We start from the raw sequence: 15,799 nt of genomic DNA on the forward strand, positions 1-15,799 counted from the left end.
ATGGCGCTACCAACATTAAACAAGCAGTTACAAGCGGCCGGTATCTCAAGACGCACATTTCTTAAGTTTTGCGCTACAACGGCGTCTTTACTGGCATTGCCGCAAAGCGCTGTTGCCGATTTGGCGACTGCCCTTGGCAATGCGAGAAGACCCTCTGTGATTTGGTTGCCCTTTCAAGAGTGCACAGGGTGTACCGAAGCAATATTGCGCTCTCACGCTCCCACATTGGAAAGCCTTATTTTCGATCATATTTCGTTGGATTATCAGCATACGATAATGGCTGCTGCGGGAGAGCAAGCTGAAGACGCTAGGCGTGCGGCGATGAACGCGCACAAAGGGCAATATTTGTTGTTGGTTGATGGTTCGGTTCCGGTGGGTAACCCAGGATACTCAACGATCAGTGGCATGAGTAATGTCGATATGCTGAGAGAATCGGCAAAAGATGCTGCGGGTATTATTGCCATCGGTACCTGCGCGTCTTTTGGCGGGATCCCTAAAGCAAACCCAAATCCGACGGGGGCAGTGGCAGTAAGCGACATTATTACAGACAAGCCAATCGTAAACATTTCAGGCTGTCCGCCACTGCCTATCGCGATTACAGCTGTGTTGGTTCATTACCTGACGTTTAAGCGTTTCCCTGATCTCGACGAATTACAACGCCCACTCGCTTTTTTTGGTGAAAGCATCCATGACAGATGTTATCGACGCCCATTTTTTGAACAACGTAAATTTGCAAAATCGTTTGATGATGAGGGGGCAAAAAATGGGTGGTGTTTGTTCGAACTTGGTTGTAAAGGGCCCGAAACCTTTAACGCATGTGCAACGGTTAAATGGAATCAAGGCACGAGTTTTCCTATCGAATCTGGCCATCCGTGTCTTGGTTGCTCTGAGCCCGATTTCTGGGATAAAAGCAGCTTTTACCAAGCCTTGGGTCCATGGGAGTGGTACAAATCCAAACCCGGCAAAGGTGCACAGAAGCATGCTGGGAAAAACTCATAAGATAATAGGCAAGGCTCATGGAAAATACAGCAAGTAACAACCGGTTAGTCGTCGATCCTATCACTCGAATTGAAGGGCATCTTCGAATAGAAGCTGAAATGGATGGGAATACCATCAAACAGGCGTTCTCATCAGGCACGTCTGTTCGGGGAATTGAACTGATTTTACAAGGCAGAGATCCGCGTGACGCTTGGGCTTTTGCGCAACGTATCTGTGGCGTCTGCACGCTGGTGCATGGTATGGCATCGGTGCGTGCTGTCGAAGATGCAATTAGAAAAGCTTGGCGGTCAAACGCAAAATTAGGGGTTGCCATTGGAAAGCCCTCCATGACATCTATGCCAAAAGGACCGATGCAACATGGTAAAAAAGGGCACCGACAGTCACGTACTTCAATAGGCGTACTGAGTGAAGCAGAAATGGCTATCCCTCAAAATGCACAACTGATAAGAAACATCATGATTGCAACCCAATATGTGCATGATCACGTGATGCATTTTTATCACTTGCATGCCCTAGATTGGGTTGACGTTGTTTCTGCACTAGATGCAGATCCAACGAGAACCGCTGCGCTCGCCGGTCAATTGAGTGATTATCCTCGTTCATCGCCGGGATATTTCAAAGATATGAAGCAAAAAGTCAAAACGCTGGTTGAGTCTGGGCAGCTAGGGATATTCAGTAACGCGTATTGGGGGCATCCTGGCTATAAACTGCCACCTGAAGTTAACTTGATGGCATTAGCACATTATTTAGATGCGCTAACGTGGCAGCGTGAAGTTGTAAAAGTTCACACCATATTTGGAGGGAAAAACCCTCATCCTAATTTTGTCGTTGGCGGCGTGCCTTCACCGATTAATCTCAATGCGTCAACGGGTATTAACACGAGTCGATTAGTGCAACTACAAGATGCTATCACGCAAATGAAGAGCTTTGTCGATCAGGTGTATTACCCCGATATTGTGGCGATTGCGGGTTATTACAAAGAGTGGGGGACACGAGGGGAAGGGCTGGGTAACTTTCTTACCTATGGAGACTTACCTATGACATCAATGGATGACCCTGATTCTTTCTTGTTTCCACGAGGTGCAATACTTGGTCGAGACTTGAGTAAAGTGCATGACCTTGATCTAGATGATCCCTCTGAAATTCAAGAATTCGTCTCTTCCTCCTGGTATCGATATAGTGGAGGGAACGCAAGTGGTTTACACCCTTTTAATGGACAAACAACACTCGAGTATACTGGTCCGAAACCGCCTTACAAGCACCTAAATGTAGGGGCTGAATATTCATGGTTGAAAAGTCCGCGTTGGAAAGGCCATGCGATGGAGGTGGGACCGCTGGCTCGCGTGCTAATGATGTATGCTAAAAAAGATGCCGCTGCGCAAGACATCGTTAATCGATCTCTTTCTATCTTGGATTTAGAGACCTCTGCACTTTTCTCCACACTCGGTAGGACGCTCGCCAGAGCAGTGGAAACAAAAATTGTGGTTAACCAGCTACAGTCTTGGTATGACCAACTATTGGATAATATCGCAAAGGGCGATACCGATACGTTTAACCCTCTGTATTTTGACCCTACCAATTGGCCAATTAAAGGCCAGGGGGTAGGCGTGATGGAAGCGCCTCGTGGCGCGTTGGGGCATTGGTTGGTCATGCAAAATGGCAAAATTGAGAATTACCAATGTGTCGTGCCTACGACATGGAACGCTGGACCTCGAGATCCCAACTCACAGGCAGGTGCTTATGAAGCCGCTCTGCAAGATAAACATACGCTACATGATCCTGACCAACCTTTAGAGATTTTGCGAACACTTCATAGTTTTGACCCCTGCTTAGCATGTGCCGTGCACGTAATGGACGAAACAGGGGAAGAGCGTTTGCGTCTAAAAGTTCGTTAACCTTACTTGAGGAATATTATGAAAATCAAAAATAGTATTAGAAAGTCAGTTACTTCTTTAATTGCCTTTTTTTACCTGGTGGTAGGTTCACCCGTTAGTTATGCGCACCCGGGTCATCAAGGCGATCATTCACTACTTTTGGGATCGCTGGTGTCAACAATCGTGCTTGTCACCGTTGCGCTGTTTATTTATCGAGCTAGAGCAAGTAGGCCCTATCAACGGGTAAAACAGTAATGTGTCTCGCTATCCCCATGAAAGTCATTGCAATTAAAGGCTTTAACGCAACGTGTGAAGCGAAAGGTGTCTCTCGCGAGGTGAGTTTACATTTAGTGCAAGGGCTAGAGGTCAAAGTTGGCGACTATGTGATGGTACATGTTGGTTATGCTCTCCAAGTGATCACCTATGATGAAGCGCAGGTGACATGGGAGATGCTCGATCAGGTCATTGCTTACGATGCATGAAATTAGTCTTTGCTATAGCTTGCTTGACACAGTCGCTGTTCACCAGCGAGCAAACATGAATAAGTCTGTCAGTCTGGTTCACGTCAAAGTCGGCCCACTGTCAGGTGTTGAGCCTGACTTGCTGCACCATGCGTTCTTGGCGTGTAGAACTCACACCATTGGCGATCAGGCAACGCTTAGAATTGACACAAGCGCTATCAAGATACGCTGTAAATTGTGTGGCGAATTCAGCCGAGTTTCGGTGAATAGTATCCTATGTGCAAGTTGCGGTGCTTGGCAAACCGACCTCATTGAGGGCGATGAATTTATATTGCAACGAATAGAGTTTATCGCACCTGACAATTTTACAGAATCAAAGGAGAGAAAACATGTGCGGTAACTGTGGTTGCGAAACGCAAGTAAAATCAGAGAAAACTGACAAGCCATCAGCAAATATCGTTGAGGTTCACGCAAATTTAAAAAGCAACAATGACAGCCAAGCGATAGCAAACCGTGCTTTATTTGACGCACATAATGTACTAGTGATTAATTTGATGTCATCCCCAGGCAGTGGAAAAACCCGGCTACTCGAAGAAACGATACGTGCGCTTAAGTCGCAATACGCGATGGCGGTGATTGAAGGCGACCTCGAAACTGAAAATGACGCAAATAGAATTAGACGTCATGGTGTGCAGGCGGAGCAAATCGCCACGGGCCAAGGGTGTCACTTGGACGCCAGTATGGTGCAAAAGGTACTTGGAAGATTTAGCTTACAAAAACTAGACGTTTTGTTTATAGAGAATGTTGGCAATTTGATTTGTCCAGCGTGTTTTGATTTAGGACAGCACTTAAACATTATTTTGCTGTCCGTACCAGAAGGTGATGATAAGCCTGAAAAGTACCCAGTGATGTTTCGTGCCGCGGACGTCATGCTTATTTCTAAGACCGATTACTTGCAATTTCACGATGAATTCAATGTACCTCGCGCGATTGAATCATTTCGTAAAGTGGGCAACGATGCGCCCGTTCTCGAAGTGTCTTCATTGAAAAGTCAACATCTAGAGCGTTGGTTTTCTTATTTTACGCACGCCATTACAGCTCATCAGTCTCAGTCGTTACAAAATAGCGGAGTCTAAAGTCTTATGTACAGTGTTGAATCGTTGCTAAGAGACATTAAGAATACCTCGCTTTCAAAACCGTTTCGTATTCTTAATGTTTGCGGTGGCCATGAGCGTGCGATTACGCGCGCTGGATTTAGAACGTTGTTTCAGCACAATATTCATCTGATACCTGGGCCAGGGTGCCCCGTTTGTATTTGCCCCGAAGAGGATATTGCATACGCGATACACTTAGCCATTAACGAAAATGTCGTTATCGTTAGTTTTGGTGACATGCTCCGCGTCCCAGTCGAACACGAAATGGGTGGCTGTAGCTCATTGATAGACGCAAAAAATCAAGGGGCCGATATCCGTCCGATATCTTCTCCTCAAGAAGCGGTATCTATAGCATTGGAAGAACCTCGTAAGGTTATTGTGTTTTTTGCTGTTGGTTTTGAAACGACTATGGCACCGATTGCAGCAACACTGCTTAATGATTTACCCAATAACTTTAAAGTATTATTGTCTGGACGACTTACTTGGCCAGCAGTTGCCCATGTGCTTGAGAGTCAACCGAATACTTTTGATGCACTGATTGCGCCAGGCCACGTTGCGACAATTATGGGTAGTGAAGAATGGCAGTTTGCAATCGACCATCATAATTTGCCTGTCAGTATTGCTGGTTTTCATCCAGAAAGTTTGCTGTTGTCGCTCCAAACGCTGCTCGGTAATTGTTCAAATAAAGTCGTCACACTGAGTAACCGCTATCCCGAAGTGGTAAAGCAAAACGGCAATGCAGCAGCTAAAGCAATAATCAATAAAGCGTTCACTATCGTTGACGCACATTGGCGAGGAATTGGTGTTATTCCTGGTTCTGGATTTTCCTTTGCTTCGAGACTATCGCACCTAGACGCCACAAACGATTATGCGCCAGTCGATTTCCCTTCGCAATGTGCGCAAAACGTTCCTGAAACCACATCGCCCTGTGAAAAAGTGATCCTCGGAAAAATGGCACCTGATGCGTGCCCGTTTTTTGGTCAGGAATGCAAACCAGCATCCCCTAAAGGCGCATGTATGGTGTCTGATGAGGGGGCTTGCCGAATTTGGTATAGCTCTGGTGAGCGCTCGATAACAAATGTTATCAAAAAGGGGAATACGCTAAAGGTGGAGATGAAGTGATGACAACTGCCCGCACATATGTTGCCAATACGAATAAGAGTAAAACTATCGCCTATGAGTTGAACATTACTGGAGTCATCCAGGGGGTTGGGTTCAGACCGTTAGTTTACTGCTTAGCGTATGAAAAAAGTATTGTTGGTTGGGTACAAAACGACTGTGGATGTGTGCGAATACACGCTGAAGGCACTGAGCTAGACGTTGAACAATTTGTATTCGACTTACTGAACAATGGGTCGCTAGTTTCCATATCCTTGCTGGAAAAAAAGCAGGTTAAACTGAGTAATGTAGACTCGTTCACGATAAAAGAAAGCGGTCATGATATAGCGTGCGGGGCGATATCAATCCCCAAAGATGTCTATTTGTGTGGAGCGTGTAAAGCTGAGTTACTGTCAAATACTAACCGACGTGGCACCTATAGCTTTATCGCTTGCAGTAAATGTGGTCCACGATTTTCTATGCTGCGAGCAATGCCATACGACAGAAAGAACATGAGTATGTCAGCATTTCCAATGTGTGAGTTATGTCGTAAAGAATATCAATCGCCAACTGATAGGCGCTTTCATGCTCAACCAATAAGCTGTCGCGTATGCGGGCCTGAAGTATTTTGTTCAACTGTCGGCGGGCGCGTGGTCTCGCAAGGCGATGTTGATGTTGTAGCAACGGTTGTCGCATATTTGAATCAAGGCAAAATTGTCGCGTTAAAAAGTATAGGCGGTTATCACTTGCTCTGTGACGCACAAAGCACTGAAGCGGTAGACCTTTTACGCCAGCGTAAAAATAGACCAGATAAACCTTTCGCGGTCATGCTCCCAGAGCCTCGTGCAGACGAAACAAGTGAGGATTGGTTAGATAAATGCGTTGCTGTAGACAGTCATCAAAGAGCGCTCTTACTAAGCCCCGTGCGACCCATTTTACTTGCAAAAAAGCAATCGAATGTACCCATTGCAGATAACGTAGCGCCCATGCTTCGTGATTTGGGGGTGATGTTGCCGTGCAGCGGACTGCATTTACTCATTATGCAGCAATTCAATCGCCCCATGGTGGCTACGTCAGGAAATATTTACGGTGAACCGATGGTCACATCGACGTCATCGGCACAGCAACACCTTACGATGTTGGCAGACATCTTCGTGCACCATAATCGAGACATTTTTCACAAACTGGATGATTCTGTGCTGCGAACGCTTAAGTCAGGCACCATTCCAATTCGCCTGGGGCGGGGTATAAGTCCGATAGAATTATCATTGCCATATACTGTGCAGGAACCAATGCTTGCTGTTGGCGCGAATCAGAAAAATACAGTCGCAATAGCTTTGAACAATCGACTTATCGTAACACCGCATATTGGCGACCTCGATTCTCCGATAATGCAAGCGCACTTTGAAAAATGTATCAGTGACTTTCAAGCTCTCTATCATGTTCATCCACAGCGTATTCTTTGCGATAGCCATCCTGGCTATATCAGTTCCCGTTGGGCCAAAGGCAGTGAACTACCGACTACTAAAGTTTTACATCACCACGCTCATGCATCAGCGTGGGCATTAGCTGCTGAAATATCGACACCAAGCTTGGTTTTCGTGTGGGATGGAACGGGATTAGGCGAGAATGGCGAGATGTGGGGAGGGGAAGTTTTTTGTGGGACGCCGGGCAATTGGAAACGTGTTGCCTCATTAGCGCCTATGAAGTTGCAAGGCGGCAACAAGGTTCCAAATCAACCATGGCGAAGTGCAGCATCACTAGTGTGGGGTACTAATTTCACCGGCATTGATTTTAAACCATTTGATCCACAACAATTAAGCTACAACGCATGGCAAAACGAACTCAATTGTCATGTTAGTAGTTCAATGGGAAGACTGTTCGACGCGGCGGCATTTGCCTGCTGTGAACAGAGCGAAGTCTCTTATGAAGGGCAGGCGCCGATGATGTTGGAAAGCGTTGCGTCGACGCCCTCTAAGGTTATGCCGTTAACGTTGGTCCAGAAAAACGACGAATTTATTCAAATGGATTGGCGAACACTGGTACCGGAACTATTTGATTTCAAAGTGTCTCCTCAAACTCGTGCTGCAAATTTCCACGCTTCGTTAATTGAAACGGTATGGGAGGTAACCCTACATTGCCGTAAAAAGTTTAATTTTGACCACATTGGATTGGCAGGAGGCGTCTTCCAAAATCGCATTTTGTGTGACGGTATATCACAACGGTTTTTACAATCAGACATTCCTGTGGTTATTCCAAGTAGTTTGCCATTAAACGATGCCGCAATAAGTGTTGGGCAAATCCACGAATACTGTTCACGGAGGTCATAATGAAAAGCGCAGAGGGCAATAATCATTCATCATCAGAGCCGTTGGGCACGGAATCTATTCAATTAGCTCAGGGGAACGGCGGAACACTGACAAAAAGACTCATTGATCATGTTTTTAAAAATAAAGCGAACAAAGATCTAGATCTGCTTCATGATGCCGCCACAGTAACTTTTGATGGTCCTTATCTGAGTATAACAACGGATAGCTTCGTTGTATCCCCCCCAACATTTCCAGGCGGCAATGTAGGCGCGTTGAGTGTTTACGGTACCGTCAATGATTTAGCAGTCGTTGGGGCAACACCACGGTACATCAGTACTGCATTTATTATTGAAGAAGGCTTTTCCCTTTCAACATTGAAACAAATCGTTAATGGAATGCATCAAGCTGCCGAAGAAACGAAGGTCGCCATTGTAACAGGTGATACGAAAGTTGTCCCGAAAGGCAGTGGTGGCGGCGTTTTTATCAATACAACGGGTGTTGGAGACAGCCGAGATGCGCCGATTTGGGATACCAGTCTTATAAAGGCAGGCGATCATGTACTGGTTAGTGGTTCTGTAGGTGATCACGGTGCGTGTGTCCTGCTTGCTCGCGAGGACTATGGTTTGCAAGGTCAGCTAAAGTCTGATTGTGGAAGCGTTGTTCCTCTTATTGATCCAATCAAGCATTTGGAAGGTGTTCGTTTTGTGCGTGACCCAACTCGTGGAGGGTTGTCAGTATTACTCCATGACGTTGCTAATGAAACAGGCTTCGATATCGAGTTAATTGAAAATAATATTCCGGTGCGACCTGAAGTGGCAAGCGTGTGTGAAATATTAGGCTTTGATCCGTTTGTTTTAGCGTGTGAGGGACGCATTGTTGCTGTTGTTGCCCCTGACATAAGCGGTAAGGTGCTAGAACACTGGCGGAGCATTCGAAACGGGGAGCAGGCCGAACACATTGGTGTAATAGTAAAAAACACCGAATCAAAAGGGCGCGTGACCATTGTTACGCCAATGGGAGGAAGACGTTTCATGAATGAACTCGAAGATGAGCCGCTTCCAAGGATCTGCTGAAAGAATAGGTGTTGACCTGTGAGCAACACATAGGTTTACCCTAGTAACGTGAGAGTAGAACATAGGATTAAAGGCGTGCTTAACCGCATATCTATGTTGATAAAAGAGGAGCGTTAAAATGCGCGTTAAACAAATTGCAGATGCACTAGAGATTAGCGCGGACAGCGTACGGTATTACACGCGCATTGGTTTTTTGGTGCCAAGTAAATCGCACAATGGTTACAAGTATTACAGGCCCGCTGATGTGACACGACTACGGTTTATTTTAAGCGCGCGTTCATTAGGTTTCTCTATCAATGATATTAAGGAAATTCTGTTCACGTCATCACAAACCAACGCGCCATGCCCGACGGTTCGGCGCCTTATTGAACAAAGGTTGAAAGAAACTGAACAGCGGTATCAGGACATGCATGAGCTAAGACTGCGCATGCGAAAAGCAATCTCAGAATGGGAAAATACACCGGATCAGCATCCAACGGCCGATACGATTTGCCATTTGATTGAAGGTTTCACATCACTTAAATCATAACATTATTTAGAGAGGGAGTGGCTCATGAATTCAAAAACGGACGATGCGAAAATTCATTCGTGTTGTGGCGGTGACAAAAAAGTATCAACCGCTAGTAAGGCGGTCGAGAGTGAAACACATACTGAGCAAGTCTCTGCGTCTTCGGGTGAGCTACAACTCAATATCCAAGGTGCAAGTTGCGCCAGTTGTGTGACTAAAATTGAAGCGGCCTTAAAACAGGTCTCGGGTGTCACCAATGCTGAGATGAATTTTGCTGAACGCTCGGTGTTGGTGATGGGCAGTTCATCCTCCCACGCATTGATTAAGGCGGTAGAGCAAGCTGGGTATAACGCAACATTAGCGAATACGGATTCAGATGAGGCTGCCATTGAAGAAAAGGAACAGGCGGACTGGGCATATTATAAAAAACTAATGCGAGACATGGTCATTGCATTATCTCTTGGTGTGCCACTGATGCTTTATGGCTTGGTGACGGGGGAAATGAGCGTCAACACGACCACTGAGCGGATCGTGTGGTTGATTGTAGGGATCATGACATTGGGTGTTATGGTGTTTTCTGGTCGGCATTTTTATGTAGGTGCTTGGAACTCCTTTAAAAATCACGCCGCGAACATGGATACTTTGATTGCATTGGGGACAGGAACAGCCTGGTTGTACTCTATGGTCGTTGTGTTTTTCCCCGGATATGTGCCTGAAATGGCGCGGCATGTCTATTTTGAAGCAACAGCCATGATAATTGGTCTCATTAATTTAGGCTTAGCGCTTGAGATAAAAGCACGCGGTAAAACGTCCGAGGCAATTAAACGACTGATTGGTTTACAAGCCAAAACAGCTCGCGTCATTCGTGATGGGCATGATATAGATATTCCGATTGAAGATGTTCTGCTAAATGATCTTATCCGGGTTCGCCCTGGGGAGCGCATCTCTGTTGATGGCTTAGTTGTCGAGGGCCAGACAAGTATTGATGAATCAATGCTAACGGGTGAACCCATGCCCATAGAAAAACGAAAAGACGATGAGGTCGTTGCCGGCACGATAAACAAATCAGGCTCTATCGTCTTTCGAGCAGAGCGCGTGGGAAAAGATACCGCGCTTGCTCAAATTATTAACATGGTAAAACGCGCACAAAATTCTAAACCGCCTATTGGTCGATTAGCTGATATGATTTCCGCCTATTTTGTACCGGTCGTCATGATCATTGCCGTGATCAGTGCGCTGGCCTGGTTGAATTATGGTCCATCTCCTGAAGTAGCTTTTGCAATCGTTTCTGCGACCACAGTACTGATTATTGCCTGCCCTTGCGCCTTGGGTTTGGCCACACCGATGTCGGTGATGGTCGGTGTGGGAAAGGCGGCTGAAGCGGGGGTTCTTATCCGAAACGGCGAAGCGCTGCAATCTGCATCAAAAATAACCACTATGGTTCTAGATAAAACAGGCACTATTACTGAGGGGGCCCCTAAAGTAACAGATGTCGTTATAGTTTCAGATCATAGTCACAACGATGTGCTTTCTTTGGCGGCTAGCCTTGAGTCTGGTTCTGAGCATCCACTTGCCATGGCGATCGTTGAATCTGCAAAGGAGCAAGGTGTGCCGATCCATTCCGTTACTGATTTTCAGTCCATTGCGGGGAAGGGGGTTGAAGCCATGCTAAATTCTCAACGCCTGCTATTTGGAAATGAAAAATTGATGATAGACCAAGGGATCGAGCTTCATCATTACATCGACAAAGCGCAGAGGTTAGCAGCGGATGCAAAGACCCCTATGTATTTTGCTATTGATTCTACATTAGTTGCCGTAATTGCCGTCGCTGACCCAATAAAATCTGACTCAATAGATGCGATAAAGCGGCTACAGCATAACGGGATACGAGTTGTGATGTTAACCGGGGATAATCGACTGACCGCAAAAGCCGTCGCCCGAAAAGCGGGGATTGCAGATTACGTTGCCGAAGTGATGCCGGAAGATAAGGCAAACAAAATACTTGAGCTTCAACGTGAAGGCGAAATTGTGGGTATGACCGGTGATGGCATAAATGACGCACCGGCCCTTGCTCATGCCAACGTCGGCTTTGCGATTGGGACTGGGACTGATGTAGCGATAGAAAGTGCGGATATAACGTTGATGCGCGGCTCCCTACATGGGTTAGCGGATGCAATTGCCGTGAGCAAAGCAACACTGCGTAACATCAAGCAAAACCTCTTTGGCGCATTTATTTATAATGTCGCCGGAATACCATTTGCGGCAGGCGTCTTTTATCCATTCTTAGGGATACTGCTTAACCCAGTCATTGCTGGTGCAGCGATGGCATTCTCATCACTAACGGTGGTGACCAATGCTAACCGATTACGTCTATTTAAAGCGAAAGAGCACTAGGAGTACACAATGATGATATGGATTAATTTAGCAGGGCTTATCCTGATTGGGCTTATTGTTTGGTGGTTTTGGCTTTACAAAGCACAATCAACCCAGATAAAAGACGGCAGTATCAAAGTCCTTGTAAAAGACGGCGTGTATCAGCCTGCCAATATCACGGTGCCGGCGCATCAGTCCGTTCAGCTTATGTTCGTCAGAGAAGATGCAACGCCCTGTGCAGAAACGTTATTGATCCCGGAGTTGGATATCAATGAAACATTAGCGCTTAACAAGCGAGTGACGGTCACTATTCCTGCTTCCAGTGCCGGCGTTTACCCATTTCATTGTCAGATGCAAATGTATCGTGGCACGTTGGTGATCAAGTGATTAAACGCTTTTTATTAACGTAAAAGATACCAAAGCGAGGTGTATTATGAGTAAACAAAAAGTCCCCTTTTGGCGCACCCCCAGTGGTTGGTCTGCCATAGGCCTTATTACCGCCGCGAGCTACTTCTTGCTGGTTGAGCATGGTGAGCATGTGTTTCCGTATTTACCTTACTTGATCTTGTTGTTGTGCCTTGTCATGCACATTTTTATGCACGGCAGTCATGGCAAAGGACATGAAACACATGAGCACACCGAAAAAACATTTAAAGAACAAACCGAGGACAATGAGCAATATCGAAAAGGCTATATCGAAGGGTTAGAGCAGGCCCGTAAAGGAAAACATAAAACGGAGAATAATAATGCACGGTGATTCTGATTATGGGCTCTGGGCACTAGTCATTATAAACTCAGCCATTTTTATCTTTTTTGCGTTTAGTTTTATCAAGCCGAAGTCGAAAACAGATTGGCGAAGCCTAGGTGTATTTTCCGCTTTTATCGTGGCCTTATTTACCGAAATGTATGGTTTCCCCCTGACAATATATTTTTTGTCAGGGTGGTTAGCGGAAAGTTATCCAGGGGTAGACTTTTTAGCGCATGAAAATGGTCACTTGTGGCATACTTTGCTAGGGCTATCCGGCGATGCTCACTGGGATATTTTACACATCTTAAGTAATGTCATCATCATTTTAGGTTTCTTTTTACTATCCGCTTCTTGGAGTGTCCTACACCACGCGCAAAAATCGCATAGTTTAGCCACTACTGGATGGTACGCTCGCTGCCGGCATCCTCAATATGTTGCATTTATACTGATCATGTTTGGCTTTTTGTTGCAATGGCCAACACTGCCAACCTTACTTATGTTTCCAATTCTTATTGTCGTTTATGCTCGACTCGCCACGCGAGAAGAGCAGCAAGCTGAATCCGAGTTTGGTGATAGCTACAGACACTATAAACAAACGACGCCAGGTTGGTTTCCCCGTATGGGTATTTCAAACGTTTCAAGCACTAATTAAGGATTACAAAATGAACAAAGTACTACTGTCATTACTGTTTGTTGGAGGGGTGTTACCCGCGACATTTGCTGCTGCTCAAACGTCGATGAGTGCGGATGATATGCTTCGAAGTAATGAGCTTGTCATGGATGCACTAATGCAACGCATACAACGGATCAACGACGTCTCTGATAGGCAAACTCTCATCGTTGAGCATATGAAAATGATGGAAATTTATTTAACGAATATTGAGAAGAGACTCCAAAGTGAAACAGACCTGCAACACAAAGCACATCTGGAAGAAACGTACACAAATGGCCTTCAACGAAGTCTCGTTCTTATCGACAGCGGTTTAGCAGGGGGCGACTTTGTAGTCATGGGAAATTCGGTAGACGAACATTTGTTTTATCTTGAACAAAGAATGTCAATTTTACAATCGTTAATGAAGCAGCAGCTCGGTGCCAATAGTGTTTTAAATAATTAAAGAAATGACGAACATAAACAAGTTAACAATCGATTTATAGGAGGAAAAGATGAGCGATCTAGATCACAGAGTCGGTGTATCAGAGGCGAATTTAGTCGTACGGCATTTAAAGTTGGTTGGTATTACCGAAGATAACATAGAAGCAATTATTGCTGGCATTGATGGGACCTTTGGAATCGATGCAGTTTCATTTGAGGACGCCAAAAGTACCCTGCATATAGGCTACGATGCAACCCACTGCAATTTAGATGGCATTGAGACAATCATTCGTGACAACGGGGCAGACATTTCGGACGACTTTTGGACAAAAATGAAAGAAGGCTATTACCAATTCGTTGACGAAAACATTCGTGAAAATGCAAAACACAAACCCTGGAGTTGCCACCGTGTTCCTCCTGGGCAAACCCATAAAAAGTAATTGTTTCAATAGCAACGATCAGACTTACGTTACGCCTGATCGTACAGCCATAACAAACAAAAACAGGACAACACAGTGGTACATAGTAAAAACGAAGCGGACAGAATTAAGTTACTTAACTTGGGAATAATTGAAAGAAACCCAGCTGAGCATGAAATCCATCAAGCGGTACAAGAATTCACAGGTTCCGTTATGCCTAACGCAAAATATTCACTGGAAAAAGCATTAAAAGCGTTTTCTTCAAGCAAAGACGAATAGAAGCGTGGCAAGTTTTAGCCGCTGGAAGGGGCAATTTTTCTATTACCGGCACATGGGTAAATAAAGTGTTAGTGAGTACTTCAATAGGGGCTTTGGTAGCTGTTTTAATAATAGGATTGGCGAAGTTAAATAAATTCGATAAAGACCGAAGTTTTTATCCAACGCTCACTGTTGTGATCGCGAGTTACTATCCATTGTTTGGAGTGTTAGAAAGTCGATTTATATGGCATGAGTTGTGTGATTCATAGACATCATTTCACTTTTCTCAATTGCAGGTCGCGTTGATAATTTGATAGCTGAATGCGCTCGTCCTCAGTTATATAATCCTCGTGAACCTCTTCTCAAAGTGGGGCTTGTTCAAGTCTTTCACAGACAATATCCATTGGCGTTTTTCCCTTTAACGAACCATGTGCCCGTTGCCAGTTGTAGTAATGCTGCCATTCGGGCAATGTTTCGTTTTTTAGTTCGTCTAGATTCAAGTTTACTGTTGAATAAAACTCTTCTTTGTCGGTTCTTTGCGACCTTTCAACCTTACCATTCAGGTGAGGAGAACCAGGCTTGTTAGGACGAAATTTGATGCCATAATCCATCAGCTTTCGCTGAACTTTCTCTGCGAAGAATTCTGTACCACGGTCGGTTTGTATTCGCTGTATTGGAAATGGCATTTCCTCGATTACCTTATCGATAAAAATAAGGGTGTTTGCTGCCGACCTCCGGTTAAACACATCCAGTACGCGATATCTAGAGCAGTCATCAATAGCAGTATATTGGTAAATTCCAGGAGCGATTTTGCATGTATCCATCTGCACTCGATCACCTGGAATAGGTCTTTGGTAACGGATGAAGTCTTTTTTCTTCCGTTGAAATACTATTGGTTTAACGTCATGTCTGGTCAGCACCTTATGTATGGAAGCAAGCGATAATTGAACACTATGCTCGCGAAGAAGTTCATTTTGGATTCTCCGCGCACCAAGCTTCCTGTCTTTTCTCAGGCTTAGAATCCATTCCTCTACCTGATGGTTTATTTTAGCATTTGGCGAGGTATGAGGGCGTTTAGAAACGTCCTGAAGACCGTCTAGACCATTTTCTTTGTATCGTTTTAACCATTTACGAAGAGTGGGTCTGGATATACCACACCTGCGGCAAACCAGACCTGCATTTTTAGTTTCTTCGTAAAGCTCAATCCACTTGAGTCGCTGTCTAATTTCTTTGTTCTTAGAGTCGTATTATTTTGAAACGATCTCTATGAATCACACACATAAACGTCCTTGTTGTCTTAAATATTCTGACTACTGTTTTCGAAGACCGTAATTAAAGATTCATCCAAATAGGGACCGATCTCGCTAAAATCGTAAATGCTATTTATGTTCTTATTGCTAATGCTCCTTTTGCATTTTAATTTAGTTAAAAT

Annotated in this window: 17 protein-coding genes and 1 pseudogene; 17 read left to right on the forward strand and 1 reads right to left on the reverse strand. The window is 45.0% G+C overall.

The window, feature by feature from the left end; all coding sequences use genetic code 11:
• The 17 genes from ACFI6J_RS16355 (at window position 1) to ACFI6J_RS16435 (ending at window position 14,388) form a co-directional block, all read left to right on the forward strand.
• Complete coding sequence (locus tag ACFI6J_RS16355; protein WP_348670546.1) at window positions 1-999, forward strand: hydrogenase small subunit; 999 nt, start codon at window positions 1-3, stop codon at window positions 997-999.
• A 17-nt stretch (window positions 1,000-1,016) separates the two neighbouring features.
• Window positions 1,017-2,894, forward strand: coding sequence for a nickel-dependent hydrogenase large subunit (locus ACFI6J_RS16360; protein ID WP_044055662.1), 1,878 nt, complete (start codon window positions 1,017-1,019; stop codon window positions 2,892-2,894).
• 18 nt (window positions 2,895-2,912) lie between these two features.
• A complete protein-coding gene (locus ACFI6J_RS16365) occupies window positions 2,913-3,128 on the forward strand; it encodes a hypothetical protein (protein ID WP_012516859.1) in 216 nt (71 codons plus the stop codon).
• Entirely contained in the window at window positions 3,128-3,355 is a 228-nt protein-coding gene (locus ACFI6J_RS16370) for a HypC/HybG/HupF family hydrogenase formation chaperone (RefSeq protein WP_012516860.1), read from the forward strand. The genes ACFI6J_RS16365 and ACFI6J_RS16370 overlap by 1 nt, the downstream gene beginning before the upstream one ends.
• Window positions 3,348-3,734 carry a hydrogenase maturation nickel metallochaperone HypA/HybF gene (locus ACFI6J_RS16375; RefSeq protein WP_012516861.1) on the forward strand — a complete coding sequence of 129 codons (387 nt, stop codon included), beginning with the start codon at window positions 3,348-3,350 and terminating at the stop codon, window positions 3,732-3,734. The genes ACFI6J_RS16370 and ACFI6J_RS16375 overlap by 8 nt, the downstream gene beginning before the upstream one ends.
• Window positions 3,724-4,470 (forward strand): hydrogenase nickel incorporation protein HypB, encoded by a 747-nt coding sequence (gene hypB / locus ACFI6J_RS16380; RefSeq protein WP_020742696.1) that lies wholly within the window; start codon window positions 3,724-3,726, stop codon window positions 4,468-4,470. The genes ACFI6J_RS16375 and hypB overlap by 11 nt, the downstream gene beginning before the upstream one ends.
• A 6-nt stretch (window positions 4,471-4,476) precedes the next feature.
• Window positions 4,477-5,610 (forward strand): hydrogenase formation protein HypD, encoded by a 1,134-nt coding sequence (gene hypD / locus ACFI6J_RS16385; protein WP_012516863.1) that lies wholly within the window; start codon window positions 4,477-4,479, stop codon window positions 5,608-5,610.
• Window positions 5,610-7,916, forward strand: coding sequence for a carbamoyltransferase HypF (gene hypF / locus ACFI6J_RS16390; protein WP_015066019.1), 2,307 nt, complete (start codon window positions 5,610-5,612; stop codon window positions 7,914-7,916). Before hypD ends, hypF begins: the two co-directional genes overlap by 1 nt.
• A complete protein-coding gene (hypE, locus tag ACFI6J_RS16395; RefSeq protein ID WP_012516865.1) occupies window positions 7,916-8,968 on the forward strand; it encodes a hydrogenase expression/formation protein HypE in 1,053 nt (350 codons plus the stop codon). The genes hypF and hypE overlap by 1 nt, the downstream gene beginning before the upstream one ends.
• 118 nt (window positions 8,969-9,086) lie before the next feature.
• Entirely contained in the window at window positions 9,087-9,497 is a 411-nt protein-coding gene (locus ACFI6J_RS16400) for a MerR family transcriptional regulator (protein ID WP_012516866.1), read from the forward strand.
• Between the two features lie 24 nt (window positions 9,498-9,521).
• A complete protein-coding gene (locus ACFI6J_RS16405) occupies window positions 9,522-11,870 on the forward strand; it encodes a heavy metal translocating P-type ATPase (RefSeq protein ID WP_170826532.1) in 2,349 nt (782 codons plus the stop codon).
• A gap of 9 nt (window positions 11,871-11,879) precedes the next feature.
• Window positions 11,880-12,236: a cupredoxin domain-containing protein gene (locus ACFI6J_RS16410; RefSeq protein ID WP_012516868.1), complete on the forward strand. Its 357-nt coding sequence runs from the start codon at window positions 11,880-11,882 to the stop codon at window positions 12,234-12,236.
• A gap of 46 nt (window positions 12,237-12,282) precedes the next feature.
• A complete protein-coding gene (locus tag ACFI6J_RS16415) occupies window positions 12,283-12,606 on the forward strand; it encodes a DUF2933 domain-containing protein (protein ID WP_014997005.1) in 324 nt (107 codons plus the stop codon).
• Window positions 12,596-13,249, forward strand: coding sequence for a methyltransferase family protein (locus tag ACFI6J_RS16420; protein WP_014997006.1), 654 nt, complete (start codon window positions 12,596-12,598; stop codon window positions 13,247-13,249). The genes ACFI6J_RS16415 and ACFI6J_RS16420 overlap by 11 nt, the downstream gene beginning before the upstream one ends.
• A gap of 10 nt (window positions 13,250-13,259) precedes the next feature.
• Window positions 13,260-13,712 carry a hypothetical protein gene (locus ACFI6J_RS16425; RefSeq protein ID WP_014997007.1) on the forward strand — a complete coding sequence of 151 codons (453 nt, stop codon included), beginning with the start codon at window positions 13,260-13,262 and terminating at the stop codon, window positions 13,710-13,712.
• A gap of 49 nt (window positions 13,713-13,761) precedes the next feature.
• Window positions 13,762-14,130 carry a hypothetical protein gene (locus ACFI6J_RS16430; RefSeq protein WP_012516876.1) on the forward strand — a complete coding sequence of 123 codons (369 nt, stop codon included), beginning with the start codon at window positions 13,762-13,764 and terminating at the stop codon, window positions 14,128-14,130.
• Between the two features lie 75 nt (window positions 14,131-14,205).
• Complete coding sequence (locus ACFI6J_RS16435) at window positions 14,206-14,388, forward strand: hypothetical protein (RefSeq protein WP_012516877.1); 183 nt, start codon at window positions 14,206-14,208, stop codon at window positions 14,386-14,388.
• Window positions 14,389-14,639: 251 nt separating this feature from the next.
• Here ACFI6J_RS16435 and ACFI6J_RS16440 read toward each other — a convergent pair.
• Window positions 14,640-15,593: pseudogene (locus ACFI6J_RS16440) on the reverse strand (IS481 family transposase).
• Between the last annotated feature and the right edge of the window lie 206 nt (window positions 15,594-15,799).

This window comes from Alteromonas sp. G4i13 (assembly GCF_054960505.1).

Excerpts from the sequence above, each read along its gene's own strand:
- hypD (WP_012516863.1), top strand. The coding sequence starts at position 4,477 with ATGTACAGTGTTGAATCGTTGCTAAGAGACATTAAGAATACCTCGCTT.
- ACFI6J_RS16355 (WP_348670546.1), top strand. The coding sequence starts at position 1 with ATGGCGCTACCAACATTAAACAAGCAGTTACAAGCGGCCGGTATCTCA.
- ACFI6J_RS16405 (WP_170826532.1), top strand. The coding sequence starts at position 9,522 with ATGAATTCAAAAACGGACGATGCGAAAATTCATTCGTGTTGTGGCGGT.
- hypB (WP_020742696.1), top strand. The coding sequence starts at position 3,724 with ATGTGCGGTAACTGTGGTTGCGAAACGCAAGTAAAATCAGAGAAAACT.
- ACFI6J_RS16360 (WP_044055662.1), top strand. The coding sequence starts at position 1,017 with ATGGAAAATACAGCAAGTAACAACCGGTTAGTCGTCGATCCTATCACT.
- ACFI6J_RS16420 (WP_014997006.1), top strand. The coding sequence starts at position 12,596 with ATGCACGGTGATTCTGATTATGGGCTCTGGGCACTAGTCATTATAAAC.
- ACFI6J_RS16400 (WP_012516866.1), top strand. The coding sequence starts at position 9,087 with ATGCGCGTTAAACAAATTGCAGATGCACTAGAGATTAGCGCGGACAGC.
- hypE (WP_012516865.1), top strand. The coding sequence starts at position 7,916 with ATGAAAAGCGCAGAGGGCAATAATCATTCATCATCAGAGCCGTTGGGC.
- ACFI6J_RS16415 (WP_014997005.1), top strand. The coding sequence starts at position 12,283 with ATGAGTAAACAAAAAGTCCCCTTTTGGCGCACCCCCAGTGGTTGGTCT.
- ACFI6J_RS16375 (WP_012516861.1), top strand. The coding sequence starts at position 3,348 with ATGCATGAAATTAGTCTTTGCTATAGCTTGCTTGACACAGTCGCTGTT.
- ACFI6J_RS16425 (WP_014997007.1), top strand. The coding sequence starts at position 13,260 with ATGAACAAAGTACTACTGTCATTACTGTTTGTTGGAGGGGTGTTACCC.
- ACFI6J_RS16410 (WP_012516868.1), top strand. The coding sequence starts at position 11,880 with ATGATGATATGGATTAATTTAGCAGGGCTTATCCTGATTGGGCTTATT.
- ACFI6J_RS16370 (WP_012516860.1), top strand. The coding sequence starts at position 3,128 with ATGTGTCTCGCTATCCCCATGAAAGTCATTGCAATTAAAGGCTTTAAC.
- ACFI6J_RS16430 (WP_012516876.1), top strand. The coding sequence starts at position 13,762 with ATGAGCGATCTAGATCACAGAGTCGGTGTATCAGAGGCGAATTTAGTC.
- ACFI6J_RS16365 (WP_012516859.1), top strand. The coding sequence starts at position 2,913 with ATGAAAATCAAAAATAGTATTAGAAAGTCAGTTACTTCTTTAATTGCC.
- hypF (WP_015066019.1), top strand. The coding sequence starts at position 5,610 with ATGACAACTGCCCGCACATATGTTGCCAATACGAATAAGAGTAAAACT.